The organism is Aminobacter sp. P4_H6_2 (genome assembly GCF_056400805.1).
This window is the reverse complement of the sequence record NZ_JBFUKO010000023.1, coordinates 1-24,302: the sequence shown is the minus strand read 5'-3', so window position 1 is coordinate 24,302 and position 24,302 is coordinate 1. Positions and strand designations below refer to the sequence as shown.

Sequence of the window (24,302 nt, the reverse complement as noted above, 5' to 3'; positions counted from 1 at the left end):
GGCAAGGTTCTGCTTCCAGGTGGCGAAGTCGTCGCCACATTCCGAGGCGACCGCAGGCGCGCCCTGGGGAACGGCAGCGGTATCCTGGGCGATCGCAGGCGCGGCCGCTGTGGTCAGAAGTACGGCGACCAGCGCCTTGCTCAGCAGTTTCATGGGCAGTTCTCCTGCGTGGCCCGTCACGTCAAGGCTTTCGCGCAACGTCGAAAGCAGCCGGACGGCCAGCTTAATGTCTTGCCGCGCCTTCTACAGAAACGGGGCGAGGGCCGCACCCCCTCTTCTTGTCGCATCTGCCATGCGAAATGCGCAGCCCGGTAGTGCAGTCCAGGCTATTTTGTGTTGGCGGCGAGCCACTTCTTCCAGTGCTGCTCGGTGCCGTTGAACACGTTGATGTCGGCGTCGCCCTTGATGCCCGGCACGACACCGGTGCCGGTGTATTGCCAGAAGGTGAAGGGGTGGCTGCCGTATCTCGTGGTCGGGTGACCGGCGACCGAACGCAGCCAATAATGATAGCTTGGGAACGTCGACAGGTTGTTGTCTTCGAAGAAGTCGATCGACGTGTAGATGATAGGCTTTTTGCCGTAATGCTTTTCGACGATGTCGAGGAAGATCTTCATCTCGCTGCGCACGGTGGCGGGAGGCGGACGCAGCTTGCAGGTCGGCGACTGTGGGTTCCATTCCATGTCGAGGATGGGTGGCATCGAAGAGCCCTCCCTTGGCACATTGTTGATGTACCAGCTTGCCTGCTCGGCTGCCGGACGGCAGAAATAGTAGAAGTGGTACGCGCCGCGCGGCACGCCGGCCGCCTTGGTCCCGCGCCAGTGCTCTCCGAAATAGTCGTCGACGCGGTCGCCGCCTTCGGTCGCCTTGATGAAGGCGAAGGAGATGCCGCTGCCCTTGGCCTTGGCCCAGTCGATCGAGGTCTGGTACTTCGACACGTCGGTGCCGTGGATCGCGTAGGTCCAGGGCGCGCCGCTCTCCCACTGATGCGGATCGCTGTCGCTGAAGCGTGGGTTCTTGACCGACACGCTGGCAATGGTTGTCGATTTGCCGGTGGGGGCAAGGGACAGGGTGTCTACGGTCGAGCAGGCGCCGAGGAAGGCGAGCAGCACAAGAGCCGAAACGCGGCGCATTACTTCTCCTTGGACCAGCACAGCCGGTCAGAGCTTGTCGTTATGGGGTTGGCCATGTGGCCAGCTTCTACTTCGATGGATCAGCGGTTTCCCCTAGACACCGCCTATCCCCTCCTGTGATCGTCGCCGATCATGGTTGATAAACCGTTGATCGTGCTCGACAGCCTGAAAGATTTGCGTGAGGAATGACGGCAATTCCATGGCGGAAGCATGATGCCGGGGGCGGGGACGCAATGCGCGTAGCGGGCAGAATCCTCAAATGGCTGGTCGGTCTGGCCGTCCTGGCGGTCGCCGGTCTTTCGGCCTGGCTCTACTTTGCACCGCCTGATTTGATCCGTGTCGGCTCCGGCTATGCCGCCAAGATCGTTTGTTCCAACGCCTTTGTTGCCGGCCGCGACGCCAATCAGGTGCTTGCCGACGATGTCCAGGCGCCAGGGCATCCGTTGCTCAAACTGATGTCGGTCCATGTCGACCAGAGTGCCGGCACCGTGCGTGCCGGGTTGTTTGGCGTATTTGGCAAAGGCCTCGCGGTTGTTCATGACGGGGTGGGCTGCGCCAACGTGCCGGATGGCGATCTGAACGCCGCAGGACTTGGGGCCGTGCCGGCGGCACCTGCCGCCAATGGCGATGCTCTATGGCCGGAAGGCGAGCGGGTCGAGGCGTCGCAGCATCCTGCGATCAACACGATCCTCGACGATGCGGCGCTGGCAGGGCCAGGCATGCGTGCCATCGTCGTCGTCCAGAACGGCAGGATTGTCGGCGAGCGCTATGGAGAGGGGTTCAGCGCGGCGACCCCACTGCTCGGCTGGTCGATGACCAAGACGGTGACGGCCGCTATCATCGGAACGCTGGTCGGCGAGGGCAAGATGTCGGTCGATGAGACCGCGCTGTTCGAGCCCTGGAAGGGCGACGGGCGGGCTGCGATCAGCCTTGCCGACCTGATGGCGATGTCGAGCGGACTCGAATTCAACGAGGACTATGGCGACGTCACCGATGTGACCCGTATGCTCTATCTCGAGCCTGACATGGCAAGCTTTGCCGAGGCTAAGCCTTTGGCCCATGAGGTCGGCAAGGTTTTCTCCTATTCCAGCGGCACGACGATTTTGTTGTCACGGCTGTGGCAGGATGCGGTGGGCGACCCTGCCAAGGCGCTGGCCTGGCCGCGCGAAAAGCTGTTTGGCCCGCTCGGCATGACCAGTGCGGTGCTGGAGGCTGACGCGCGCGGCACTTTTGCAGGTTCGTCCTATCTCTATGCCACCGCGCATGACTGGGCGCGCTTTGGCCAGTTCTTGCTGCAGGACGGTGTGTGGAATGGGGCACGCATCCTGCCGGAGGGCTATGTCGGGTGGATGCGCGAAAAGGCGCCGGCGTCGAACGGGAGATACGGCCGTGGCCAGCTCTGGCTGCGCGGGCCCGAGGGCGGCACGCCGCCGGGTGGCAATCCCGATGCCAGCTTCGATCTGCCGGCAGACGCGTTCTGGATGCAGGGCCATGACGGGCAGACGGTGGCGATCGTTCCTTCGGCCAATATGGTGGTCGTCAGGCTCGGTCTGACGCCATCGAAGCTGCACTACAAGCCCCAGGCCATGCTGGCGGCGCTGGTTGCGGCGCTCAGATAGGCTTTTGTCCTCCGACCACGATAAGCAAGGCATAACCGCGATAAAGCGCGGTGAAGCGGAAGCCTTGTCCTGCCGCTTGGGCCTGGCTGGCGATTTCGCTGRCAAGGGTTTTGCGCGGAGTGACATGGAAACGCGCCAGCCAACCTTTGAGTAGGCTTCGGAACCAGCCGGGCAGGCGCTCCTGCTGGCCGAAATCGACGATGTGGACGGAGCCGTTGGATGCTGCCAATGCGGCCGAAACCGAGCGTTCCCAGCCCGGGATCATCGACAGCGCATAGGAGATGAAGACACGGTCGAAGCCGGTTTTACCGAATAGGGCTTCAGTATCGAACGCGGTCGCATCGGCCTGTGCCACGGTGATGCGGTCGGACAAACCCGCCTTGGCGATCGAAGCCCTGGCCGTCGCCAGCATCTCGGCGGAGATGTCGAGGCCGTAAAAGTGCGTGTCGGGAAAGCGGCGGGCAGCGAGGATCAAATTGCGCCCGGTGCCGCAGCCAAGCTCCAGCACGGTTCCGCCGGCTGGCGGATCGAGTTCCGCGATCATGCGGTCGCGGCCGAGCAGATAATATTTGCGCGTCAGGTCGTAGATGTGGCGCTGATGCCGGTAAACACCGTCCATCAGCCCGGAATGGCTGGCCAGAAGCTCCGGTGCGCTCATCAGGGCCTCTTCACATAGAGATGGAAGCCGCCATAGATCGCGGAATGGTCGCGGGCGGTGAAATCGCGCGACTGGGCGTCTTCATAGCTCCACTGGTCGAGCAGAGCGGGCGAAAGCCTACCTGGCAAAAGGCTCGGCTCGGCGGCGGTGCGGAAAATGACGCGGGCGCCAGGAGCGGATGTCCGGGTGATTTCGCTCCACAGCGCGTTGAGCTGGGCGTCGCTCATCCAGTCCTGCGCGTCGAGCAGGACGAAGCGGTCTGTCGTTGCGGCGTCCTTGCCGGCGAGGAATTCGGTGAAATTGGCGTGATGGATGCCGACGCGGCCGATATTGCCGCGGATCGTCGCGTAGTTGGCCTGTTCGAGATAGGCGGGCAGGGCGGCTTCGCCTGGAGCGGGATAACGCCGCGCGAAAGCCTGCCAGGCGAAATAGTTGTTTTCGAGCGGGAAATCGCAGGCGAGTTTTTCAAGGCGTGCCTTGAGCACGCCGGCCATGGAGCCATCGCCTGAAGTCAGCAGCGAGTCGTACTGCGCCGGCGGGATGCCCAGGCCGAACAGCGATGATTTGCGCGAGGTGACGAAGCGCAACATGCGGCGTTCGAAGACGGGTGCGATCTTCTCGTCGAAGAAGCGGCGCTGCTCGTTTTGGCTGCCGGTCGCCATGATGGCGGCGGGGTCGACGCCATAGAGTTTGGCCACGCGATGGCCAGCAGCGATGAACAGGCCGAGAAGCCCGGTCTTGTAGAAATTGCCGTCGAAGGTGGCGATGCGGCGCTTGCCGCGCCAATTGCGGCTTTCCCAGTAGTCGCGGCTCGATGGATCGAGATGCGGGGCGATGAAGCGGTCATAGGCGTGCGAGTTGTGCTCGACATTGGTTTCGCCGAAGAACCGAAACAGATCGGCCTGCGACGGCAAATGGCGAACTGCCGCGAGCTTCATCTTGTTGAGTGCGATGTGCGCACCGTTGAGGTCGACGGCATCAACACGGGCAGGCGAGCGGGTGAGGTAGGCGAGGATGTTGCAGCCGCCTGATGCGATGGTGACGACCTTGTGGCCCTCGGCGAGCTGCATCGCCTCCATGTCGACATCTGGGTCTTCCCAGATCTGGGGGTAGACAAGATCGGAAAACAAAAAGGCAAAGAGCCGCTCGGACAGCCCCTGCTTGGAAAGGGCGCGGTTTTGATAGACCGCCTTGCCAACTTTCTTGCCGCGACGAAAGACAAGTTCTCCGGAAACGTCGGTCATGGAAATGCGATTCCCCGCTTCGTTGTTGGCGCAGTGGGTAGCGCACCGGCGTGACAGCGCGGTGACGCGGCGATGACGGCGACGCGACATGGTGGGCCGTCGGCTATGTGACAACCGGACACCGAACGTTATGAAACCGGTCGGCTTGCCGCGCATTTTCCCTCCGACAGCCCGCTTGCGGGTCGTTTTGGAAAGGAAATTGTTATGAAAAAGCTCATTCTCGCGTCTGTTTCTGCCATCGCTCTATTTGGCATTGCCGCCTGCAGCGACAGCAACACCGACAGCACCACCACCGAGAGCGTGAAGCCGCCTGTTACCGAGCAGCCGGCGCCAGCCACCCCGGCGCCCGCAACGCCTCAGGCCGCGCCGCCGGCAACCGACAATTCGACGACCCAAGGCATTACGCCGACGCCTGAAACAGGCACGGGCGGCGACATGCAGAACCACGATGCGATGCAGCCGAAGCCGGCAGAGCCGGCGGCGCCCGCGCAGTAGGTTAGCGGGAGGAGGAAAGGCCGGGGCTCAGTCTCCGGCCTTTTTCTTTGGGTCAGCGCGCGACGCGGGCACGTCGGCCCAATGCGACGATGGCGATGACGGCGAGCGCGAAAAACACGGTTTCGCCGCTGACATGCTCCTTCAGCAGGAAGGCCGAGATGGCGAGCGTGACGAAGGATTGCAGCAGCTGAACCTGGCTGACGCGGGCAATGCCGCCCATTCCAAGCCCGACATTCCAGGCAAAGAAGCCAAGGAACATCGAGCCGAAGCTCAGATACAGGAACGAGAAAGTCGCGGCGCCCGAGGCACTTGCGAATTCCGGATGCCAGCTCAAGATCGCTCCAGGGATCGAGATCGGCGCGGTGAGGATCAGGGACCAGCAGATGACCTCCCAGCCGGGCATGTGGCGCGACAGCTTGCCTGACACGACATAACCCAGGCTTGCGGAAAGCGCCGCGAGGAACAAGAACATGTCGCCGGTTGTCAGGCTCATACCATTGTCGCGCATGGCAAAGGCCACAACCAGGGCAGCGCCTGCGACACCGCAGATCCAGAAGAATACCGAGGGCCGCTCACCACCGATCAGTGCAGCGAAGATGCTGGTCACCAGAGGTAGCACGCCGAGCACGACGCCGCCATGCGAGGCCGRCACAGTCTGCATGGCGATGGAGGAGAAGATCGGAAAGCCGAACACCAGAAGCAGGCCGGCGAGGAACAATGCCGGCGCATCGCCCCTGGGAAGGCGCTTGCGCAGGATCACAAGCAGCAGTGCGGCGGCAAGCGAGGCGACCGCGGCGCGGCCATTCGTTACGAACCACGGCGAAAATGTCGTCAGCGCAACGCGAGTCGCCGGCAAGGTGCCGCCGAAGATGACAACGCCGAGCGTGCCAAGGGCAAGGCCGATGGTTTCGCGGGAAAGCGTCTTTGCCGGGTGGGTGGTGTTGCGCGCGTCCATGGCGCAATTCGATAGCGGGACTTTGCTTTTTCGTCGTGCACTTTCCTTTGGTCCAGTTTTTTGGTCCAGATGCACGTGTTGCCGACAAAGTTACCCTTATGCGCAAAGTCATCTCGCATTTGCGAATGTTTCATCCTAAGAAGCGGCCATGTCGATTTGGGACCGTCTCGGCGACTTCATCGCGCGTATCTCGGCTTCGGCGGCAAACGGCGTCGCCGATGTCGTGGAGGCTGTCCGCACCATCTTTTCAGGCGATGCCGAGCTGCGCCGCCGCGTTGCCTTTTCGGTGGCGATGATCGCGCTGTCGGCCAAGATGGCCAAAGCCGACGGCGTGGTGTCCCAGGACGAGGTTCGCGCCTTCTACGAGATTTTTGCCGTTCCGCCCGAGCACGCGCGGGATGTAGCGCGTCTCTATGATATCGCCCAGAAGGATGYCGCCGGCTTCGAGTTCTATGCCGAGCGCATGGCGCGGCTGTGCGGCTCGGGGCACACGAACTGCGGCATGCTCGAGGATATTCTCGACGGTTTGTTCCATATCGCCAAGGCGGATGGAATGCTGCACCAGCGCGAGAGCACCTTCCTGCACCGCGTGTCCGAGATATTCCGCATCGAAGAAGCGCACTACCAGACGATCCTGGCGCGCCACCTCGACCTTGGCGAGGCTGACCCCTATCGCGTGCTCGGCATCGAGCGCGGCAGGTCGTTTGAAGATGTGCGCAAGCACTATCGCAAGCTTGTCGCCAGCAACCATCCCGATAAGCTGATTGCGCGTGGCTTGCCGGAGGAGTTCATCAGGATCGCCACGACGCGCATAGCTGCGATCAACGCGGCCTACGAAATGATCGAAAGGGGATTGCGGCACGCATGAGCGGTTTTCAGCCCGACCACCCGCATGCCGAGGTACGGCTTTCGCCTAATTTCGGGCAGCGGAAAGACGGGATGACACCTGACATGATCGTGCTGCACTACACCGGCATGGCAACAGGCGAGGGCGCCGAAGCCTGGCTGTGCAACCCGGTGAGCGAGGTATCATCGCACTATCTGGTGCATGAGGATGGTCGCATCGTGCAGATGGTGCGCGAAGGCGACCGCGCCTGGCATGCCGGCAAGAGCTCCTGGCGCGGCCAGTCCGACATAAACTCCTGTTCGGTCGGCATCGAGATCGTCAATCCGGGCCACGCGCTTGGTTATCGCTCCTTTCCCATGCGCCAGATGGAAGCCGTGATTGCGCTCTGTCTCGGCATCATCGAGCGCCATGATGTGTCGCCCGAACGTGTTCTGGCGCACTCGGATGTCGCCTTGGGACGCAAAGTTGACCCAGGCGAGAGGTTTTCCTGGAAGATGCTGCATGAAGCCGGCGTAGGTCATTGGGTCGCACCGACGCCGCGTAATGGGCACACGATATTGCAACCGGGCGATACCGGTTCCGCCGTGGAGGAGCTGCAGTCGATGCTGGCGCTCTATGGCTACGGCGTCGAGATCACAGGCCGTTTCGATGCCCAAACAGCGGTAACTATCCAAGCTTTTCAACGACATTTCCGCACAAGCTGCGTCAATGGCATGGCGGATGCCTCGACATTTTCGACCTTGCGCCGACTGCTTTCATCGCTTCAGGGAAGTCTTGACTAGCTCAGGTAGCTGATTCGCCAAGATTACAACTTGTCACGCTTTGTGACTTGGCTGGTCATTTTTCGCTCCAGTTCCCCCCGCAAATGCATCTTTGTGCAAGGCGCCGGATAAATCCTGCCAATGCCCCGAAGAGGGCCCCCGGCGTCAGGAAGGGATGCTGCGCGTTGTTTTCGCGCGGCCTATTCGAGAACAAGGATAATATGAAGAATCTGACCGTTGTTGCGGTGGCATTAGCCGCCGGCCTAACTTCTTTTGCCGCTCACGCCCAAGAGGGTGCTGTGATGGCCTCCAAGGCGATCATCGAAGCCACCACAAAAGCCAAAATGAACAAGGCTGCCGATGATTGCCCCTATCTCTTCTGCAGCAGCTCCAAGAAAGAAGCTGCCGTCGACGACTTCAAGACCGCATCGATCGGCGCCAAGGGTGCCAAGACCGTGAAGGACCAGGCGGAGAAAGCTGCCAAGGCCACCAAGACAAGTGCGCCTTACGGTGATATCGTCGCGCGCTATGCCTCGTCCTATGGCGTTCCAGTCTCGCTTGCCCATGCTGTGATCAGCGTCGAAAGCAATTATCGTCCGAACACGACTGGCCGGGCTGGCGAAATTGGCCTGATGCAGATCAAGCCGGCGACCGCACGCATGATGGGCTATTCCGGTTCGGCAAAAGGTCTCTTCAACCCCGAGACCAACATCAAGTTCGGCATGAAGTACCTCGCCAAGGCCCATGAGCTTAGCGGTGGCACGACCTGCGGCACGATCCTCAAATACAATGCCGGTCATGGCGCCAAGCGCATGAACCCGACATCTGCCGCCTATTGCAAGAAAGTGCAGGCTCGTATCGGTCGTTAACGCACGCGACAGAATGGTTCCCAGGGAGGCGAATGTTTTCGTTTGCCTTTTGCCTTGCGAACCATTCTATACGCCTTGCCAGCTGGCCGGGCGGCCGCACCTGCAATTGCCGAAAGGTGGTGGGTGAGGAAAGTCCGGGCTCCATGGATACACGGTGCCGGTTAATGGCCGGCGGGGGCGACCCCAGGGAAAGTGCCACAGAAAGCAAACCGCCGCGGTTTCCGCGGTAAGGGTGAAAGGGTGGGGTAAGAGCCCACCGCGCGACTGGCAACAGGAGCGGCACGGTAAACCCCACCGGGAGCAAAACCGAATAGGGGTGGTATGAGGGGCAACCCTCAGGGCTGTTTCCGGCTCACCGCCCGGGTAGGTTGCGTGAGGCGCATGGCAACATGCGTCCAAGATGAATGGTCGCCACGTTCCCGCACCGCAAGGCGCGGGGGCCATACAGAACCCGGCTTATAGGCCAGCTGGCGCTGCCTTTTGCCCATGTCTTCAGTGTCTTGCGGCGATCTTTGCGCGTCTTGATTCAAGGCGCGGGGATTACGCGGCAATAGACGCGCTTGCTGCATTCTTGAAGATGGTACGATTTGATCGTACCATCTTGCAAACAAGAGCCGCAGCCATGGGCCATGTCGACAAACGCAGCATCACGCTTTCGCCCGAACTCGCCGCCGCCGTCGATGGTGCGGTCGATGCGGGTGAATATGCCTCCGCAAGCGAAGTGATCCGCGACGCATTGCGGCTGTGGAAAGAGCGCCGCGACCTTTTTGGCTACACCGTCGAGGAATTACGCGCGCTGATTCAGGAAGGCATCGACAGCGGACCTGGTGAGGATGGTGCCAGTTTCATGGCGCGCCTTACAGCCAAGTATGAGGATCTCGAAAAACGTGAAGGCGGCCGATGAGCTATCGGCTGACGCCTCAGGCCATGGCCGATGTAGAGGCGATCGGCGACCATATCAGCATAGCCCATCCGCAGCACTTCGCCTCATACGACGCCTCGCAGACCGGTGGGAACTGCTCGCGACCCAGCCCTATTCAGGTGCCTCGCGTGAAGACGTGTCGTCAGGCGTGCGGCATGTAGTTGAGGGCGAATACATCACCTTCTACCGACTCATCGACAGGGAGGTGGTCATCCTCCGGGTCCTRCACGGCCGGCGCAACATCACAGGCGACGACGTCGCTTCGTAGGCGTTCAAGCGACGATCCTGTCCAGCGACGCCTTGATCGCCTGCCACAGTTCCTCAACCGGTTCGCAGCCGACTGAAAGCCTGACAAAACCTGGCGGCACGGCATCGCCGCGGCGCGTGCGCCGCTCGGCAACGGTGTGGACGCCGCCAAACGATGTCGCTGCATGCACCAGTTCGCAGCCGTTGATGAAATCCTCCGCCTTGTCTTCCGAAGCCACCACGAAGCTGATGAGAAAGCCGAAGCGTTCCATCTGGGCACGCGCCAGATTGTGCGACGGATCGCCCTCCAGGCCGGGGAAACGGATCGAGCGGACCGCCGGGTGAGCCTTCAGGCGCGGGGCGATGATCTCGGCCGAGGAGCACATGCGGTCGAAGCGCAGTTCTAGCGTTTCGAGGCCGCGATGGACAAGCCAGGCCTCGAATGGGCCGGGTATGCCACCTGCTGTCTGGCGCCAGTCGGCGACCGCGGTGATGATTTCGGCGTTGCGGCTGGCGACGTGGCCGAAGAGCACGTCTGAGTGACCATTGGGTGCCTTGGTGTCGGCGGCAACGACGATGTCGGCGCCGAGATCGAGCGGGCGCTGGCCAAAGGGCGTCATGGTGGTGTTGTCGACGACAAGCAGGCCGCCGGCCTTGTGCACGGCCTCGGCAACGGCGGCGATGTCGCAGATGTCGAGCGTCGGGTTGGATGGGCTTTCGACAAAGACGAGGCGATAGCCGTCGAAACCGCCGTCGAGAAGCGATGAAGTCGGCCTGACGTCGCAGGTCACTCCAAAGGCACCGAGGAAGCGGTCCGCCAGGATCCTGGTGGTGTGGTAGCCGTCGGACGGCAGAAGAATGCGCTCGCCTGATTTGAGCAGGGCGAAAAACACCGCCGAGATCGCGCCCATGCCCGACGGAAACGCCATGCATGGCGCGTCTTCCAGATGCCCCAGCATCTCTTCCACCGCATCCCATGTCGGATTGGAGAAGCGGCCGTACTGGTTAAAGCCCGTGGCATCGCCCGGTGCATGAAAAATCGCCGCCATCGTCAAGGGCAAGGGGATGGGGTCGCCGACGGAAAGCCTGGCACTGCGCAGGTGGGCGAGCGAGGCGGCGCGGGAGTTGGATGCGTTCGTCATGGTTTCTGGCTTTCCGGGCAGGGACCTTCACGGCGACGCTAAGGCGACTGAAGCACCCGGGCAAGGGTGCTGGGCGCGCTGGGCCAGTTGATAACCCTTCGTTAGCCTTAATGGATCATAAAAAACGGGACGCCGCGAAAGGGCCCAAAAGGCTGGTCGTGGTGTCCGAGTGTACCCTGTTCCCGTTGACGCCCATATCACCCCATGTTATCCCAAATCGGTAACCATGATTTCGTTCCAGTAGAGGGTGAGGCGTTCGCTGATCCGGTAGCCGCGGCGGCTTCGGGTGGCGATGCGTTGTCGATCGACGGAGGCAGTCTGGGATTGCGCCGGGCCATTGGGGCGCGGACGACGATGAGGGGCGCGGCCGCGAAAGTGGCCGGATCAGACGATGGATCGGTTTCTGTCAAATGCGGTCAACAGGATCGATGCGAAGGGACGGGTCTCCGTTCCGGCGCATTTCCGTGCCGTATTGCAGAAGCGCGGCTACACGGAACTCTATGCGCTGAGGGCGCTCGATGTTCCCGCGCTGGATGTCGGCGGTCTCGACCTGCTCGACCGCTACGAACAGCGCATCGCGCAAGAAGATCCGTTCCTGCAGACGGCGGACGATATGTCCTTTTTCATCCATGGCGACAGCACCTTCCTGAAGCTCGATCAGGACGGGCGCATCTCGGTCTCGGATTTCCTGCGCGAGCATACCGGGATCAGCACGGACGTGGCCTTTGTCGGGCGTGGACAGTTTTTTCAGATGTGGGAGCCCGAGCGGCTGCGCGCCCATGGCGCGGAAGTCCGGACGCGGCTCTTGAAGCTTCGGCAGGGGACGAAGCCTGGGGAGCGACCGGAATGATGGCGACTCACGGCGATGACCACGAGGGCGGCCGGGCCCGCCACATCCCGGTTCTCCTCGCCGAGGTCTTGACTGCGCTCAATCCGCAGCCGGGCGACGTGATCGTCGATGGGACGTTCGGCGCTGGCGGCTACACCAAGGCCATCCTGGCAACTGGTGCGTCGGTGGTGGCGATCGACCGCGATCCGGACGCCATTGCTGCCGGGCGCGAACTTGAAGCGCAATCGGGCGGCAAGCTGCGGCTGGTGCAGGCGCCGTTCTCCAGCCTCGACGAACATGTCGAACTGGCAGACGGCGTCGTGCTCGACATTGGCGTATCCTCCATGCAGCTTGACCAGGCCGAGCGGGGCTTCTCGTTCCGTACCGACGGTCCGCTCGACATGCGCATGGCCAAGGCCGGCGCCAGTGCCGCCGATATCGTCAATCGCTTCAAGACGGGCGATCTGGCGCGCATCTTTGGTTTCCTCGGTGAAGAGCGCCATGCCGGGCGCATTGCCCGCATGATCGAAAGCCGCCGCGAAAAGCGTCCGTTCGAACGMACGCTCGATCTGGCCGACGCCATCGAGACCCATATCGGCCGCGCGCCCAAGGACAAGATCCATCCGGCGACGCGGGTGTTCCAGGCGCTGCGCATTTACGTCAACGACGAGCTTGGCGAGCTGGCGCGCGCGCTGTTTGCAGCCGAACGTGCGCTCAAGCCCGGCGGGCGGCTTGTCGTCGTCACCTTCCATTCGCTGGAAGACAGGATCGTCAAGCGTTTCATCACTGACCGGTCGTCCAGCCCGTCGCGCTCGCGCTACATGCCCGAACTCGAAACCATCGTCACGACTTTCGACAAGGCGGGCGGTGCGGTCGGGCCAAGCGACGCCGAGACGGCCATCAACCCGCGTTCGCGCTCGGCCAAGCTGCGGGCGGCCGTGCGCACCGCTGCTGCGCCACGCGGCGAGGACTTTTCCATTTTCGGACTTCCGAAACTTCCCGACGTCAGTCAGTCGGGAGAAAGGTGAGCCAATGTTCCGCACCAGTGACATCGTGCTGATCGCCGTCATGGTTGGCGCCGCGGCATTCACCTACAAGACCAAGGACGAGGCTGAAAACCAGCTCAAGGCCGTCAACAAGATCGAGGCGCAGATCCGCTTCGAGGAAGACACGATCGACCTTTTGAAGGCCGACTGGAGCCTGCTCACCCAGCCTTCGCGCCTGCAAAAACTTTCGCGGGCCTACGAGTCCGAGCTCAAGCTTCAGCCATTGGATGCCCGCCAGATCGTCGGTCTCAACGACCTGCCTGTGCGGCCGCTGTCGATCGAAGACATCACCCGAGAGCGTTTCGGCGGTGTTGCCGAAGCCGCCCAGGACCAGACCGTGACTGGAGGGATTGCCCGATGATCGGCTGGTTCGGCAAAAAACGCGGCAATAGCGAAGGCAAGGACACGTCGATCGTCGTCGACAGCGCGCGCAAGGCGAATGGCGGGCGCACACGCAACCGCGTCGTCATGACCATGGCGGTGTTTTTCGGCATCTATGCGACGATTGCCGGACGCCTCGTCTATCTCGGCATGCTGGACCCTGAAATGTCGGGCGGGCCTGAATCGCGTGTCACCGCCTCGCGTCCCGACATCGTCGACCGCAATGGCGAGGTGCTTGCCACCGACATCAAGACGGCTTCGCTGTTTGCCGAGCCACGTCGCATCGTCGACGCCGACGAGGCGATCGAGAAGCTGTCGACCGTGCTGCCCGATATCGAGGTCGAACAGACCTATCTCAAGCTCAAGAGCGGCACCGGCTTTGTCTGSCTCAAGCGCCAGCTGACCCCCAAGCAGCAGGCCGAGATCATGCAGCTCGGCATTCCGGGCATCGGTTTCCGGACCGAAAAGCGCCGCTTCTACCCCAGCGGCGAGACGACATCGTACATCGTCGGCCTGACCAACATCGACAACAAGGGCATTTCCGGCCTCGAAAAATACATAGACGACCAGGGGCTTGCCGACCTGCAGGCTTCGGGGCTGGCGATCGCCAAGGACCTCAAGCCGGTCAAGCTTTCCATCGACCTGCGCGTCCAGCACATCGTGCGCGACGAGATCCAGTCGGCGATGGAACAGCATAGAGCGCTGGCGGCCGGTGCGGTGGTGATCAACGTCAAGACCGGCGAAATCCTGGCCATGGGCTCGGTGCCCGATTTCGATCCCAATAATCCATTCAACGCTCAAGACAAGGACCGGATGAACCGCATGTCGGCGGGCCTGTTCGAGATGGGCTCGACCATCAAGAGCTTCACCACCGCGATGGCGCTGGATTCGGGCAAGATGTCGCTCAACAGCACCGTCGATGCCAGCCGTCCGATTACCATTGGTCGCCAGACCATCCGTGACTTCCATGGCAAGGGTCGCGTGCTGACGGTCCCGGAAGTGTTCATCTTTTCGTCCAACATCGGGTCGGCCAAAGAGGCTGACGTCGTCGGTATCGAGGGACACCGCGAATTCCTCAAGCGCCTGGGTCTGCTCGACCGCCTGCAGACCGAGCTTCCTGAATCCGCACGTCCCACCGAACCGAAGGTCTGGAAGAAGGTGCACTCGATCACCGCGGCGTTTGGACACGGATTCTCGACAACGCCGCTGCAGACGGCGGCCGGGGCGGTTGCGTTGATGAATGGCGGCCGCTACATGACGCCGACCTTCCTGCCGCGAACCTTGGAAGAGGCAATCGCTGTCTCAAGGCAGGTGGTAAGCGAAAAGACCAGCGAAGACATGCGCTATCTGTACAACCTGAACGCCACGGCGCCAGGCGGTTCCGGCAAGCGCGCTACGGTTCCCGGCTATCGCGTCGGCGGCAAGACCGGTACGGCTGAAAAGGTTGTCAACGGGCGCTATTCGAACGAAAAGAACTTCAACGCCTTCATCGCAGCCTTCCCGATGGACGATCCGCAGTATTTGGTGCTGACCATTATCGACGAGCCGAAAAAGGAAGGCTCGACCCGTTCGGCCACAGCCGGCTTCACCGCAGCGCCGATGGTCGCCAACATTATCCGGCGCTCGGCACCACTGCTTGGCGTCAAGCCAGAATTCGGCCAAGAAGTTGGGGCAACGCTGGCCTCCTATCCTTGATTCTTGCGGCGCGCCGTGGTGGCGCGCCACTTTGTATGTAGCGAACGGAACTCGATGAAACTATTTGACCTTGCCGGTATCCTGCCCGTCGATGGGGTTCTGCCCAGAGATGTCGAGGTGAGCGGGGTTTCTTCGGATTCACGGCAGGTGAGTGCCGGAACCGTCTTCTTTGCCGTTTCGGGCAGCAAGGCCGATGGCGCGGCTTATGCCGGCGACGCGGCCAAGCGCGGCGCGGTGGCTGTCGTGGCCGCCAAAGGTGCCGACCTTGCTTCGGTTGGCGTGCCAGTTATTTCGGTCGACGATCCGCGCCAGGCATTGGCGCTCACAGCGGCCAAGTTCTACGGCCGCCAGCCCGAGACCATGGTTGCCGTCACCGGCACCAGTGGCAAGACTTCGGTCGCAGCCTTCACCCGCCAGATATGGAAGCATGCCGGTTATGCCGCCGCCAGCATCGGCACGACGGGCGTCGTTGCGCCCGGGCGCGACGAATATGGCCAGCTGACGACGCCGGACCCGGTGGCGCTGCACAAGCTTCTTGCCGAACTCGCCGATTCAGGCGTGACCCATGCCWCGATGGAGGCGTCGAGCCACGGCCTCGACCAGCGGCGCCTCGACGGCGTGCGCCTGGCAGCCGGCGGCTTCACCAATCTCGGTCGCGACCACATGGACTACCATCCGACGGTCGAGGATTATCACCGCGCCAAGCTGCGCCTGTTCGACACGCTCCTGCCCAAGGGCGCGCCAGCTGTCATCTTCGCCGACGATCCGTGGTCTGAGCCGACCATCAATGCCGCGCGTGCCGCGGGTCTCAACGTGCTGACGGTCGGCCGTAGCGGCCAGTTCCTCGCCCTCAAGCGGGTCGAGCACGAACGCCACCGGCAGCGCGCCGAAATCGAATGCGGTGGGGTGATCTATGAGATCGACCTGCCATTGGCCGGCGATTTCCAGGTTTCCAACTCGCTCGTCGCAGCCGGCCTAGCGATTGCCACTGGTACCGATACCGCCAAGGCGCTTGCAGCGCTTGAGCATCTCGAAGGTGCGCCCGGCCGTCTCGATCTCGTCGGCACCAAGGCGAACGGCGCGCCGGTCTATGTCGATTATGCCCACAAGCCTGACGCGCTGGAAAACGTGCTGGCAGCCGTCCGGCCGTTCACCACGGGCCGCGTCATTGTCGTGTTTGGCTGTGGTGGCGACCGTGACAGGGGCAAGCGCCCGATCATGGGCGAAATCGCCGCCCGTCTGGCCGATATCACCATCGTCACCGACGACAATCCGCGCTCGGAGTTGCCTGCAACCATCCGCGCGGCGATCATGGGCGCGGCACCGGGTGCTGTCGAGATCAGTGACCGCCGCCAGGCCATCCAGGAAGCCGTCGGCATGCTGCATGCGGGCGACACGCTGATCGTTGCCGGCAAGGGGCACGAAGTGGGGCAGACCATCGGCAGCGAAACGCTGCATTTCTCCGACCATGAGGAAGTCCGCAAGGCGCTTGCCGGAGCAACGGCATGAGCCTTCTGTGGACCTCCGACGCTCTCGTTGAGGCAACAGATGGTCGCCCGCTCGGCCAGATGCCCGAAGGTGTCACTGGAATTTCCATCGACAGCCGCAGCCTGAAGCCCGGCGAAGCGTTTTTCGCCATCAAGGGCGATGCGATGGACGGCCACGACTTCGCCACCGCCGCCATTAAGGCCGGTGCTGGCCTTCTAGTCGTTGCCGAAGGCAAGCTGCCGGCGCTCGGTCGGCTGAGCGCGCCGATGATCGTTGTGCCCGACGTGCTCGCGGCACTTGAAAAGGTGGGCATTGCGGCGCGTGCCCGTTCGCGGGCGCGCATCATCGCCGTCACCGGTTCGGTCGGCAAGACCTCGACCAAGGAAGCGCTGCGCCACGCCTTGTCGTCCGTCGGCAAGGTGCATGCGTCGGCCGCCTCGTTCAACAATCACTGGGGCGTGCCGCTGACGCTGGCGCGCATGCCCGAGGATTGCGAGTACGCCGTCTTCGAGATCGGCATGAACCATCCCGGCGAGATCAGCCCGCTGGTGCGCATGGTGCGCCCGCATATCGCGGTGCTGACGCTGATCGCTGCCGCTCATCTCGGTTTCTTCCGCAGTCTCGACGAGATCGCCAGGGCCAAGGCTGAGATATTCGAAGGCGTCGAACCGGGCGGGGCGGTGCTGCTCAACCGCGACGACGGCCGCTTCAAGCTGCTCGAAAAATTCGCCCGCGCCTCCGGCATCGACAATGTCATGAGCTATGGCGAAAACGCCCGCGCCAACTTCCGCCTGCTCAAATGCACGCTGGAGGCCGATCATTCGATGATCGTCGCGCGCATCGGCGGCCGCGATGTTCCGGCCCGCATCGGCGCACCGGGGCGCCACATCGTCCAGAACGCGCTCGCCGTGCTGGGTGCCGCCCATCTCTGTGGCGCCGACGTTCCGACTGTTGCCACAGCGCTTGCGTCCATGACGGCAGAGAGCGGGCGCGGGCAGCGCCATATCCTGCAGCTTCCGAATGGGCCGGTCACGCTGATCGATGAAAGTTACAACGCCAATCCGGCTTCGATGAAGGCGGCGATCGAACTGCTCGACGCAACACCGATCTATGGTGCCGGCCGACGCATCGCCGTCCTTGGCGACATGCTGGAGCTTGGCAGCCATTCGGCCAAGTTGCATGCAGCGCTTGCCGAGCTTATCGGTTCAACAAGGACCGACATGGTTTTGATGGCCGGGCCGGAAATGAAGGCACTTGCCGATACGCTGCCCGAGGGGTTCAGGGCGGAGTATCGCACCGGTGTCGAAGAGCTGAAATCCGTCCTCTTCAAGACGCTTCAGCCCGGCGACGCCGTCATGATCAAGTCATCAAAGGGCATTGGCTTCAACCGGCTGGTTGACGCGCTCATCAAGACATTCCCGGCGCAGGCCGGCAACACAACACCGACCTGACGGGGTCTCGGGGGACCGATACTTATGCTAACTTTGCTTGTCGACTTCGCGGACAAGGTGTCGTTCTTCAACGTCTTCCGCTACATCACCTTCCGCACCGGCGGCGCGCTGATCACCTCGGCGCTGATCGTGTTCATCTTCGGACCGGCGATCATCAATGCGCTCCGCCTGCGGCAAGGAAAGGGCCAGCCAATCCGCGCCGACGGCCCACAGACCCACTTCAAGAAGGCCGGCACGCCGACCATGGGCGGGTTGATGATCCTGTGCGGTATCATCGGCTCGACGCTGTTGTGGGCGAACATCGCATCCGTCTATGTCTGGGTGGTGCTGTTCGTCACGCTCGGCTTCGGTGCCATCGGTTTTTATGACGACTACCTCAAGGTCACCAAGCAGTCGCATCTCGGTCTTTCCGGCAAGGCGCGTCTCGGCATCGAGTTCGTGATCGCCAGCATCGCTGCCTGGATCATCATGCACAACGGCCAGGCGCCGTTCTCGTCGTCGCTGACCTTCCCCTTCTTCAAGGATTTCCTGCTCAATCTCGGCTGGTTCTTCATCCCCTTCGCCTGCTTCGTCATCGTAGGTGCCGGCAATGCGGTGAACCTGACCGACGGGCTCGACGGCCTTGCCATCGTTCCGATCATGATTGCCGCGGCCTCCTTCGGCGTCATCGCTTACCTCTCGGGTAACGCTGTCTTCGCCGAGTATCTGCAGATCCACTTCGTGCCGGGCACCGGCGAACTCGCCGTCATCCTGGGTGCTGTCATTGGTGCTGGCCTTGGCTTCTTGTGGTTCAACGCGCCACCCGCCGCCATCTTCATGGGCGACACCGGTTCACTCGCGCTCGGCGGCCTGATCGGTACTGTTGCGGTCACCACCAAGCACGAGATCGTCATGGCGATTGTCGGTGGCCTGTTTGTCATGGAAGCACTCTCGGTCATCATCCAGGTCGGCTTCTTCAAGCTGACCGGTCGACGGGTGTTCCTGATGGCGCCGATCCATCACCATTTCGAAAAACTTGGCTGGACCGAGAGCCAGGTGGTTATCCGTTTCTGGATCATTGCTGTTATCCTGGCGCTGATCGGCCTTTCCACCCTCAAGCTGCGCTGAGGTTCCCATGATCCCCGCCACCTCATTTCAGGGAAAGCGAGTAGCTCTCTTCGGCCTCGGCGGCTCGGGGATCGCGACCGCGCGTGCATTGAGCGAGGGCGGGGCCGACGTGCTCGCCTGGGACGACAATCCCGAAAGCGTGGCCAAGGCCGCAGCCGAAGGCATAGCCACAGGCGACCTGCGTGGCGCCGACTGGGCCGGCATCTCGTCCTTTGTGCTTTCGCCCGGCGTTCCGCTGACCCATCCCAAGCCGCACTGGACCGTGGAACTGGCGCGCGGTGCGGGTGTCGAGATCATCGGCGACATCGAGCTTTTTGCCCGAGAGCGGATCGCGACTGCCCCGACAGCACCTTTCATCGCCATCACCGGCACCAACGGCAAGTCGACGACGACGGCACTGACCGCGCACATCCTGCAATCGGCAGGACGCGACACCCAGATGGGCGGCAATATCGGCCGCGCCGTGATGACGCTCGATCCGCCGCAGCCCGACCGCCACTACGTCGTCGAGTGCTCGTCCTATCAGATCGATCTCGCGCCTTCGATCAACCCGACGGCCGGCATCCTGCTCAACCTGACGCCCGATCATCTCGACCGTCACGGCACCATGCAGCACTATGCTTCGATCAAGGAGCGGCTGGTCGCCGGCAGCGATACGGCGATCATCGGCGTCGACGACGTCTATTGCGCTCAGATCGCCGACCGTCTCGAGCGTGTCGGCAAGGAAGTGGTACGCATCTCCAAGCGCCTGCCCTTGACCCAGGGCTATTTCGCCGACGGCAGCGATTTGATGGAAGCGGTGGACGGCCGCTACAGCCGCATCGCCTTCCTCGAAGGCATCGGTTCGCTGCGCGGCCAGCACAATGCGCAGAACGCACTCGCAGCTGTTGCCGCCTGCCTCAAGGTCGGGCTCGATCTTGGCGAGATCCAGGCCGGGCTCGAAAGCTTTCCCGGCCTCGCGCACCGCATGGAGCAGGTTGGCCGCAAGGGCCATGTGCTGTTCGTCAACGATTCCAAGGCTACCAATGCCGATGCGGCAGCACCGGCGCTGTCGAGCTTCCCGCGTATCTACTGGATCGCCGGGGGGCTACCCAAGGAGGGCGGCATCGAGCCGCTACGCAGCCTGTTTCCGCGTATTGCCCGTGCGTACCTGATCGGCGAAGCGGCGCCCGCCTTTTCCGCAACGCTGGGTGAGGCGGTGCCATACGARATTTCTGGCACGCTGGCAGCGGCAGTCGAACATGCGGCTGAAGATGCGGCAAAGGACGATAGCAGCGAGGCAGTGATCCTGTTGTCTCCGGCCTGCGCCAGCTTCGACCAGTTCAAGAACTTCGAAATTCGCGGCGAAGCCTTCAGGCAAGCTGTGAATGCTATTGATGGCGTCAGCGCTATCGGAGGGGCAAGATAATGGCCAGCCGTCTCGACAGAAGTCCTGTTGCCTTGTGGTGGTGGACGGTCGATCGCTGGTTCCTGGCGGCATTCCTGTCGCTGATGGGACTGGGCATCGTGCTTTCGTTTGCCGCAAGCCCCGCCGTTGCCGAGCGCATCGGCCTGGGCAGCTTTCACTTCGCCACGCGCCAGATCATCTTCACGATCCCGGCCTTGGTCGTGATGATCGCGGTGTCGTTCCTCGAAGTCCGCCAGATCAGGCGCCTGGCGCTGGTGATGATGTGCATCATGCTGGTGATGATGGTGGCGGTGCTGTTCATCGGCGTCGAGGTCAAGGGCGCGCGGCGCTGGGTCTCTCTTGCCGGCCTGTCGGTCCAGCCGTCGGAATTCCTCAAGCCGGCCTTTGTGGTCATCTCCGCCTGGCTGCTCGCCGAACATGAGCGGCATCCAGACATCCCCGGCAATTTGTTTGCGATGATCCTGCTTGGCGTGGTCTTAGCGCTGCTGATGGCGCAGCCTGACTTCGGCCAGACCATCCTCGTGCTCGGTACCTGGGGGGTCATGTTCTTCATGGCCGGCATGTCCTGGTTCTGGATCATCACGCTCGGGGCCGTCGGTATGGGTGGTGGCCTGGCAGCCTATACAGTGTTCCCCCACGTGGCCGGCCGTATCGACCGCTTCCTCACTGGCGAGGGCGACACGTTCCAGGTCGACATGGGCCGCGATGCGATCATCAATGGCGGCTGGTTCGGCGTAGGGCCGGGCGAGGGAACGGTCAAACGCGTCATCCCCGACAGCCATGCCGACTTCGTCTTTTCGGTCGCCGGCGAGGAGTTCGGCATCGTGCTCCTTCTGGTCATCATGTCGATCTTTGCGTTCATCGTGCTTCGTGGCCTGCGCATTGCGCTCAAGGAGCATGACGATTTTACGCGCTACGCGGTCGCCGGGCTCGTCGTGGTGTTTGGCTTTCAGTCGATCATCAACATGAGCGTGAACCTGCAGTTGATGCCTGCCAAGGGCATGACCTTGCCGTTCATCTCCTATGGCGGTTCGTCGCTGATCGCGATCGCGATTTCCATGGGCATGGTGCTGGCGCTGACGCGCAAGAAACCCGAAAAGCTCAGGCCCAACAGCTTTGCCGCGATGCGGCGCCACGCAGTGCCGGCCGAATAACATGGCAAAGGGAACTGTCATGCTTGCCGCCGGCGGGACCGGCGGCCATCTCTTTCCGGCTGAGGCACTGGCGCACGAGCTGACAGCGCGCGGCTGGCAGGTGCATCTTGCCACCGACGACCGCGCCGAACGTTTCGCTGGGAAATTTCCGGCGGTGGCCATTCATCCGATTTCATCCTCGACCATTGGCTCGAAGAACCCGGTTTCACTGCTGCGCGCCTTCTGGAGCATCTGGCGCGGCGTGCGGCAGACCTCGCAGGTGATCGCCAAGATCAAGCCTTCGGTCGTCATCGGCTTCGGCGGCTATCCGACGTTGCCGCCGCTTTATGCCGCCACGCGGCGCAACGTGCCTTCAATGGTTCACGAGCAGAACGCGGTGATGGGCCGCGCCAACAAGGCGCTTGCCCAAAGGGTCGATGCGATTGCCGGCGGTTTCCTGCCAGAAAATAGCGGCGCCAACAGCGCCAAGGTCGTCGTCACCGGAAACCCGGTCCGGCCGGCCGTCATCGAAGCGGCGAAGGCACCTTATGTGGCATCGGCCGGGACAGAGGCGTTCAATCTTCTGGTCTTCGGCGGCAGCCAGGGCGCGCAGTTCTTTTCCGATGCGGTTCCAGCTGCGATTGCCTTGCTGCCCGAAGGACAGCGCAAGCGCCTACGTGTCACCCAGCAGGCCCGCGTCGAGGATGCCGACAAGGTCAAGGCCGCCTATGCCAAGCTCGACATCACGGCTGACGTTTCGCCGTTCTTCAACGACATGGCCCAGCGCATGGCCGCCGCCCAGCTGGTGATTTCACGCTCGGGTGCGTCGACCGTCTCCGAGATCGCTGTCATTGGTCGTCCCGCTTTGCTGGTGCCATATCCACACGCGCTCGACCACGACCAGGCGGCGAACGCCGCACGCCTGGCGGCGGCGGGCGGGGGCGAAGTGCATCCGCAAGCAACGCTTTCGCCGGAGCGCATCGCGGAGCTCTTGGGCACTGCGATGGCCGAACCGGCACGGCTCGCAACAATGGCGGCTGCCGCTAAGTCAGTCGGCAAAGCAGACGCCACACGGTTGCTCGCCGACCTCGCAGAGGCTATTGCGTCGAAAATACCCGTTTCGGAATTCAAGAAGGGAGTGCGGCCATGAAGATGCCGCAGACGATCGGCCTCGTGCATTTCATCGGCATTGGCGGCATCGGCATGAGCGGCATCGCAGAGGTGCTGCATAATCTCGGCTACAAGGTGCAGGGCTCTGATCAGGCCGATAGCGCCAATGTGCAGCGCCTGCGCGACAAGGGCATCGAGTGTTTCGTCGGCCATCGCGCCGAGAACCTCGGCGACGCCGAAGTGATCGTCGTTTCGACGGCGATCAAGAAAACCAATCCTGAGCTCATGGCCGCGCGCGAGAAATTGCTGCCGGTCGTGCGCCGCGCCGAGATGCTGGCCGAGCTGATGCGTTTCCGCAATGCGGTCGCCATCGGCGGCACCCATGGCAAGACCACCACCACCTCGATGGTGGCGGCGTTGCTGGACGCCGGTGAACTCGATCCGACCGTCATTAATGGCGGCATCATCAACGCCTATGGCACCAATGCCCGCATGGGCGAGGGCGAGTGGATGGTGGTCGAGGCCGACGAGAGCGACGGCACCTTCCTGAAACTGCCGGCCGATGTCGCCGTCGTCACCAATATCGACCCCGAGCATCTCGACCACTACGGCAGCTTCGACAAGGTGCGCGAGGCGTTCCGCCAGTTTGTCGAGAACGTGCCGTTTTACGGTTTTGGCGTCATGTGCACCGATCACCCCGAAGTGCAGGCGCTGGTCAGCCATATCGAGGACCGCCGCGTCATCACTTATGGCGAAAACGCCCAGGCCGACGTGCGTTTCACCAATCACCGCATGGACGGTGCCGTGTCCGTCTTCGACGTTGTCATCCGCAACCGCAAATCGGCGTCGTCGACAACCATCGAGGGCCTGCGCCTGCCGATGCCCGGCCGCCATAACGTCTCCAACGCCACCGCTGCAATTGCTGTCGCCACCGAACTCGGCGTCTCCGCCGAGGCGGTGAAGCGCGGCCTGTCGTCCTTTGGCGGTGTCAAGCGCCGCTTTACCCATACCGGCACCTGGAACGGCGTCGAAGTGTTTGACGACTACGGTCACCATCCGGTCGAGATCAAGGCTGTGCTGCGCGCGGCGCGCGAGGCCACCAAGGGCCGCGTCATCGCCATCGCCCAACCGCATCGCTTCACGCGCCTGCACGATCTGTTCGACGATTTCTCGGCCTGCTTCAACGATGCCGACACGGTCATGGTGGCGCCTGTCTACACCGCAGGCGAAGATCCCATCGAGGGCGTCAATTCCGAAACGCTGACCGCTCGCATCCGCGCCGGTGGCCATCGCGACGCCCGCTACATCGAAGGGCCCGCTGCTGTCGCGCCGATCGTGCGTGAGCTCGCCAAGCCGGGCGACTTCGTCGTCTATCTCGGCGCCGGCAACATCACCCAATGGGCCTATGCGCTGCCTGGAGAGCTCGCCGGAGGCGGGTCGTGACGGGTGGCGAAGCGCTGATTGCAAAGCTTGGAGATCGACTTTCGGGCCTGCGCGGGCGGCTGACGCCCAGTGCGGAGATGGAAAAGATCACCTGGTTCCGTGCAGGCGGCATTGCCGACGCATTGTTCCAGCCCGCCGACGAGGAAGATCTTGCCGCTTTCCTGAAGGCCGTGCCCGAAGAAATCCCCGTTCTGGTCGTCGGCATCGGCTCCAATCTTCTGGTGCGCGAGGGTGGCATTCCCGGCTTCGTGGTGCGTCTTTCCGCCAAAGGTTTTGGCGAGGCCGAGACGGTTTCCGAAACCGGGATCAGGGCAGGTGATGCC

The 24,302-nt window shown here is 62.6% G+C and carries 24 protein-coding genes and 1 other RNA gene; 20 read left to right on the top strand and 5 right to left on the bottom strand.

Annotation, left to right across the window (positions count from 1 at the left end; all coding sequences use genetic code 11):
- Positions 1 to 326 precede the first annotated feature (326 nt).
- Positions 327 to 1,130, bottom strand: coding sequence for a glycoside hydrolase family 25 protein (locus AC1DUU_RS03725; protein ID WP_476782067.1), 804 nt, complete (start codon positions 1,128 to 1,130; stop codon positions 327 to 329).
- 233 nt (positions 1,131 to 1,363) lie between these two features.
- Here AC1DUU_RS03725 and AC1DUU_RS03720 point away from each other — a divergent pair, with 233 nt between their 5' ends.
- Complete coding sequence (locus tag AC1DUU_RS03720; protein WP_476782066.1) at positions 1,364 to 2,749, top strand: serine hydrolase domain-containing protein; 1,386 nt, start codon at positions 1,364 to 1,366, stop codon at positions 2,747 to 2,749.
- Here the strand turns inward: AC1DUU_RS03720 and AC1DUU_RS03715 are convergent.
- Positions 2,742 to 3,407 carry a class I SAM-dependent methyltransferase gene (locus AC1DUU_RS03715; RefSeq protein WP_476782065.1) on the bottom strand — a complete coding sequence of 222 codons (666 nt, stop codon included), beginning with the start codon at positions 3,405 to 3,407 and terminating at the stop codon, positions 2,742 to 2,744. The genes AC1DUU_RS03720 and AC1DUU_RS03715 overlap by 8 nt on opposite strands.
- On the bottom strand, positions 3,407 to 4,651 hold the full coding sequence (locus tag AC1DUU_RS03710) for a BtaA family protein (RefSeq protein ID WP_476782064.1): 1,245 nt from the start codon (positions 4,649 to 4,651) through the stop codon (positions 3,407 to 3,409). The genes AC1DUU_RS03715 and AC1DUU_RS03710 overlap by 1 nt, the downstream gene beginning before the upstream one ends.
- A 204-nt stretch (positions 4,652 to 4,855) precedes the next feature.
- On the opposite strand from AC1DUU_RS03710, the gene AC1DUU_RS03705 reads away from it, so the two are divergent.
- The gene (locus AC1DUU_RS03705; RefSeq protein ID WP_476782063.1) at positions 4,856 to 5,146 is read left to right on the top strand and encodes a hypothetical protein; all 291 of its coding nucleotides are present in this window, start codon (positions 4,856 to 4,858) and stop codon (positions 5,144 to 5,146) included.
- 52 nt (positions 5,147 to 5,198) lie between these two features.
- Here AC1DUU_RS03705 and AC1DUU_RS03700 read toward each other — a convergent pair whose 3' ends face one another.
- Positions 5,199 to 6,101: a DMT family transporter gene (locus AC1DUU_RS03700; protein WP_476782062.1), complete on the bottom strand. Its 903-nt coding sequence runs from the start codon at positions 6,099 to 6,101 to the stop codon at positions 5,199 to 5,201.
- A gap of 148 nt (positions 6,102 to 6,249) precedes the next feature.
- Between AC1DUU_RS03700 and AC1DUU_RS03695 the strand changes: the two genes are divergently transcribed.
- The 6 genes from AC1DUU_RS03695 (at position 6,250) to AC1DUU_RS03670 (ending at position 9,768) form a co-directional block, all read left to right on the top strand.
- Entirely contained in the window at positions 6,250 to 6,969 is a 720-nt protein-coding gene (locus AC1DUU_RS03695) for a TerB family tellurite resistance protein (protein WP_476782061.1), read from the top strand.
- Positions 6,966 to 7,730, top strand: a complete 765-nt coding sequence (locus AC1DUU_RS03690) for a peptidoglycan recognition protein family protein (protein ID WP_476782060.1) — start codon at positions 6,966 to 6,968, stop codon at positions 7,728 to 7,730. Before AC1DUU_RS03695 ends, AC1DUU_RS03690 begins: the two co-directional genes overlap by 4 nt.
- Before the next feature lie 200 nt (positions 7,731 to 7,930).
- On the top strand, positions 7,931 to 8,578 hold the full coding sequence (locus AC1DUU_RS03685) for a lytic transglycosylase domain-containing protein (RefSeq protein WP_476782059.1): 648 nt from the start codon (positions 7,931 to 7,933) through the stop codon (positions 8,576 to 8,578).
- Between the two features lie 78 nt (positions 8,579 to 8,656).
- An RNA gene (gene rnpB, locus AC1DUU_RS03680) (RNase P RNA component class A) lies at positions 8,657 to 9,053 on the top strand.
- Between the two features lie 147 nt (positions 9,054 to 9,200).
- Entirely contained in the window at positions 9,201 to 9,482 is a 282-nt protein-coding gene (locus AC1DUU_RS03675; protein ID WP_476782058.1) for a type II toxin-antitoxin system ParD family antitoxin, read from the top strand.
- Positions 9,412 to 9,768: a type II toxin-antitoxin system RelE/ParE family toxin gene (locus AC1DUU_RS03670; protein WP_476782057.1), complete on the top strand. Its 357-nt coding sequence runs from the start codon at positions 9,412 to 9,414 to the stop codon at positions 9,766 to 9,768. The genes AC1DUU_RS03675 and AC1DUU_RS03670 overlap by 71 nt, the downstream gene beginning before the upstream one ends.
- Before the next feature lie 4 nt (positions 9,769 to 9,772).
- Here AC1DUU_RS03670 and AC1DUU_RS03665 read toward each other — a convergent pair whose 3' ends face one another.
- Positions 9,773 to 10,888, bottom strand: coding sequence for a cystathionine gamma-lyase (locus AC1DUU_RS03665; protein ID WP_476782056.1), 1,116 nt, complete (start codon positions 10,886 to 10,888; stop codon positions 9,773 to 9,775).
- A gap of 391 nt (positions 10,889 to 11,279) precedes the next feature.
- Between AC1DUU_RS03665 and mraZ the strand changes: the two genes are divergently transcribed.
- The 12 genes from mraZ to AC1DUU_RS03605 form a co-directional block, all read left to right on the top strand.
- A complete protein-coding gene (gene mraZ / locus AC1DUU_RS03660) occupies positions 11,280 to 11,738 on the top strand; it encodes a division/cell wall cluster transcriptional repressor MraZ (protein ID WP_476782055.1) in 459 nt (152 codons plus the stop codon).
- Positions 11,735 to 12,745 carry a 16S rRNA (cytosine(1402)-N(4))-methyltransferase RsmH gene (gene rsmH, locus AC1DUU_RS03655; protein WP_476782054.1) on the top strand — a complete coding sequence of 337 codons (1,011 nt, stop codon included), beginning with the start codon at positions 11,735 to 11,737 and terminating at the stop codon, positions 12,743 to 12,745. Before mraZ ends, rsmH begins: the two co-directional genes overlap by 4 nt.
- Before the next feature lie 4 nt (positions 12,746 to 12,749).
- On the top strand, positions 12,750 to 13,124 hold the full coding sequence (ftsL, locus tag AC1DUU_RS03650) for a cell division protein FtsL (protein ID WP_476782053.1): 375 nt from the start codon (positions 12,750 to 12,752) through the stop codon (positions 13,122 to 13,124).
- Positions 13,121 to 14,839, top strand: a complete 1,719-nt coding sequence (locus tag AC1DUU_RS03645; RefSeq protein ID WP_476782052.1) for a peptidoglycan D,D-transpeptidase FtsI family protein — start codon at positions 13,121 to 13,123, stop codon at positions 14,837 to 14,839. Before ftsL ends, AC1DUU_RS03645 begins: the two co-directional genes overlap by 4 nt.
- 54 nt (positions 14,840 to 14,893) lie before the next feature.
- Positions 14,894 to 16,348: a UDP-N-acetylmuramoyl-L-alanyl-D-glutamate--2,6-diaminopimelate ligase gene (locus tag AC1DUU_RS03640; protein WP_476782051.1), complete on the top strand. Its 1,455-nt coding sequence runs from the start codon at positions 14,894 to 14,896 to the stop codon at positions 16,346 to 16,348.
- A complete protein-coding gene (locus AC1DUU_RS03635; RefSeq protein ID WP_476782050.1) occupies positions 16,345 to 17,778 on the top strand; it encodes a UDP-N-acetylmuramoylalanyl-D-glutamyl-2,6-diaminopimelate--D-alanyl-D-alanine ligase in 1,434 nt (477 codons plus the stop codon). Before AC1DUU_RS03640 ends, AC1DUU_RS03635 begins: the two co-directional genes overlap by 4 nt.
- Before the next feature lie 24 nt (positions 17,779 to 17,802).
- Positions 17,803 to 18,885 carry a phospho-N-acetylmuramoyl-pentapeptide-transferase gene (gene mraY / locus AC1DUU_RS03630; RefSeq protein WP_476782049.1) on the top strand — a complete coding sequence of 361 codons (1,083 nt, stop codon included), beginning with the start codon at positions 17,803 to 17,805 and terminating at the stop codon, positions 18,883 to 18,885.
- Positions 18,886 to 18,892: 7 nt separating this feature from the next.
- Positions 18,893 to 20,293, top strand: coding sequence for a UDP-N-acetylmuramoyl-L-alanine--D-glutamate ligase (murD, locus tag AC1DUU_RS03625; protein WP_476782048.1), 1,401 nt, complete (start codon positions 18,893 to 18,895; stop codon positions 20,291 to 20,293).
- Positions 20,293 to 21,447 carry a putative lipid II flippase FtsW gene (gene ftsW / locus AC1DUU_RS03620; protein ID WP_476782047.1) on the top strand — a complete coding sequence of 385 codons (1,155 nt, stop codon included), beginning with the start codon at positions 20,293 to 20,295 and terminating at the stop codon, positions 21,445 to 21,447. The genes murD and ftsW overlap by 1 nt, the downstream gene beginning before the upstream one ends.
- Position 21,448: 1 nt before the next feature.
- Positions 21,449 to 22,576, top strand: coding sequence for an undecaprenyldiphospho-muramoylpentapeptide beta-N-acetylglucosaminyltransferase (gene murG, locus AC1DUU_RS03615; protein WP_476782046.1), 1,128 nt, complete (start codon positions 21,449 to 21,451; stop codon positions 22,574 to 22,576).
- Complete coding sequence (gene murC, locus AC1DUU_RS03610) at positions 22,573 to 23,979, top strand: UDP-N-acetylmuramate--L-alanine ligase (protein ID WP_476782045.1); 1,407 nt, start codon at positions 22,573 to 22,575, stop codon at positions 23,977 to 23,979. Before murG ends, murC begins: the two co-directional genes overlap by 4 nt.
- Positions 23,976 to 24,302, top strand: a 327-nt coding sequence (locus AC1DUU_RS03605; protein ID WP_476782044.1) for an FAD-binding protein, incomplete at its 3' end; no start/stop codon positions are given. The genes murC and AC1DUU_RS03605, both read left to right, overlap by 4 nt.

Excerpts from the sequence above, each read along its gene's own strand:
- AC1DUU_RS03725 (WP_476782067.1), bottom strand. The coding sequence starts at position 1,130 with ATGCGCCGCGTTTCGGCTCTTGTGCTGCTCGCCTTCCTCGGCGCCTGC.
- AC1DUU_RS03720 (WP_476782066.1), top strand. The coding sequence starts at position 1,364 with ATGCGCGTAGCGGGCAGAATCCTCAAATGGCTGGTCGGTCTGGCCGTC.
- AC1DUU_RS03710 (WP_476782064.1), bottom strand. The coding sequence starts at position 4,651 with ATGACCGACGTTTCCGGAGAACTTGTCTTTCGTCGCGGCAAGAAAGTT.
- AC1DUU_RS03705 (WP_476782063.1), top strand. The coding sequence starts at position 4,856 with ATGAAAAAGCTCATTCTCGCGTCTGTTTCTGCCATCGCTCTATTTGGC.
- AC1DUU_RS03690 (WP_476782060.1), top strand. The coding sequence starts at position 6,966 with ATGAGCGGTTTTCAGCCCGACCACCCGCATGCCGAGGTACGGCTTTCG.
- AC1DUU_RS03685 (WP_476782059.1), top strand. The coding sequence starts at position 7,931 with ATGAAGAATCTGACCGTTGTTGCGGTGGCATTAGCCGCCGGCCTAACT.
- AC1DUU_RS03675 (WP_476782058.1), top strand. The coding sequence starts at position 9,201 with ATGGGCCATGTCGACAAACGCAGCATCACGCTTTCGCCCGAACTCGCC.
- AC1DUU_RS03665 (WP_476782056.1), bottom strand. The coding sequence starts at position 10,888 with ATGACGAACGCATCCAACTCCCGCGCCGCCTCGCTCGCCCACCTGCGC.
- mraZ (WP_476782055.1), top strand. The coding sequence starts at position 11,280 with ATGGATCGGTTTCTGTCAAATGCGGTCAACAGGATCGATGCGAAGGGA.
- ftsL (WP_476782053.1), top strand. The coding sequence starts at position 12,750 with ATGTTCCGCACCAGTGACATCGTGCTGATCGCCGTCATGGTTGGCGCC.
- AC1DUU_RS03635 (WP_476782050.1), top strand. The coding sequence starts at position 16,345 with ATGAGCCTTCTGTGGACCTCCGACGCTCTCGTTGAGGCAACAGATGGT.
- mraY (WP_476782049.1), top strand. The coding sequence starts at position 17,803 with ATGCTAACTTTGCTTGTCGACTTCGCGGACAAGGTGTCGTTCTTCAAC.
- ftsW (WP_476782047.1), top strand. The coding sequence starts at position 20,293 with ATGGCCAGCCGTCTCGACAGAAGTCCTGTTGCCTTGTGGTGGTGGACG.
- murG (WP_476782046.1), top strand. The coding sequence starts at position 21,449 with ATGGCAAAGGGAACTGTCATGCTTGCCGCCGGCGGGACCGGCGGCCAT.
- murC (WP_476782045.1), top strand. The coding sequence starts at position 22,573 with ATGAAGATGCCGCAGACGATCGGCCTCGTGCATTTCATCGGCATTGGC.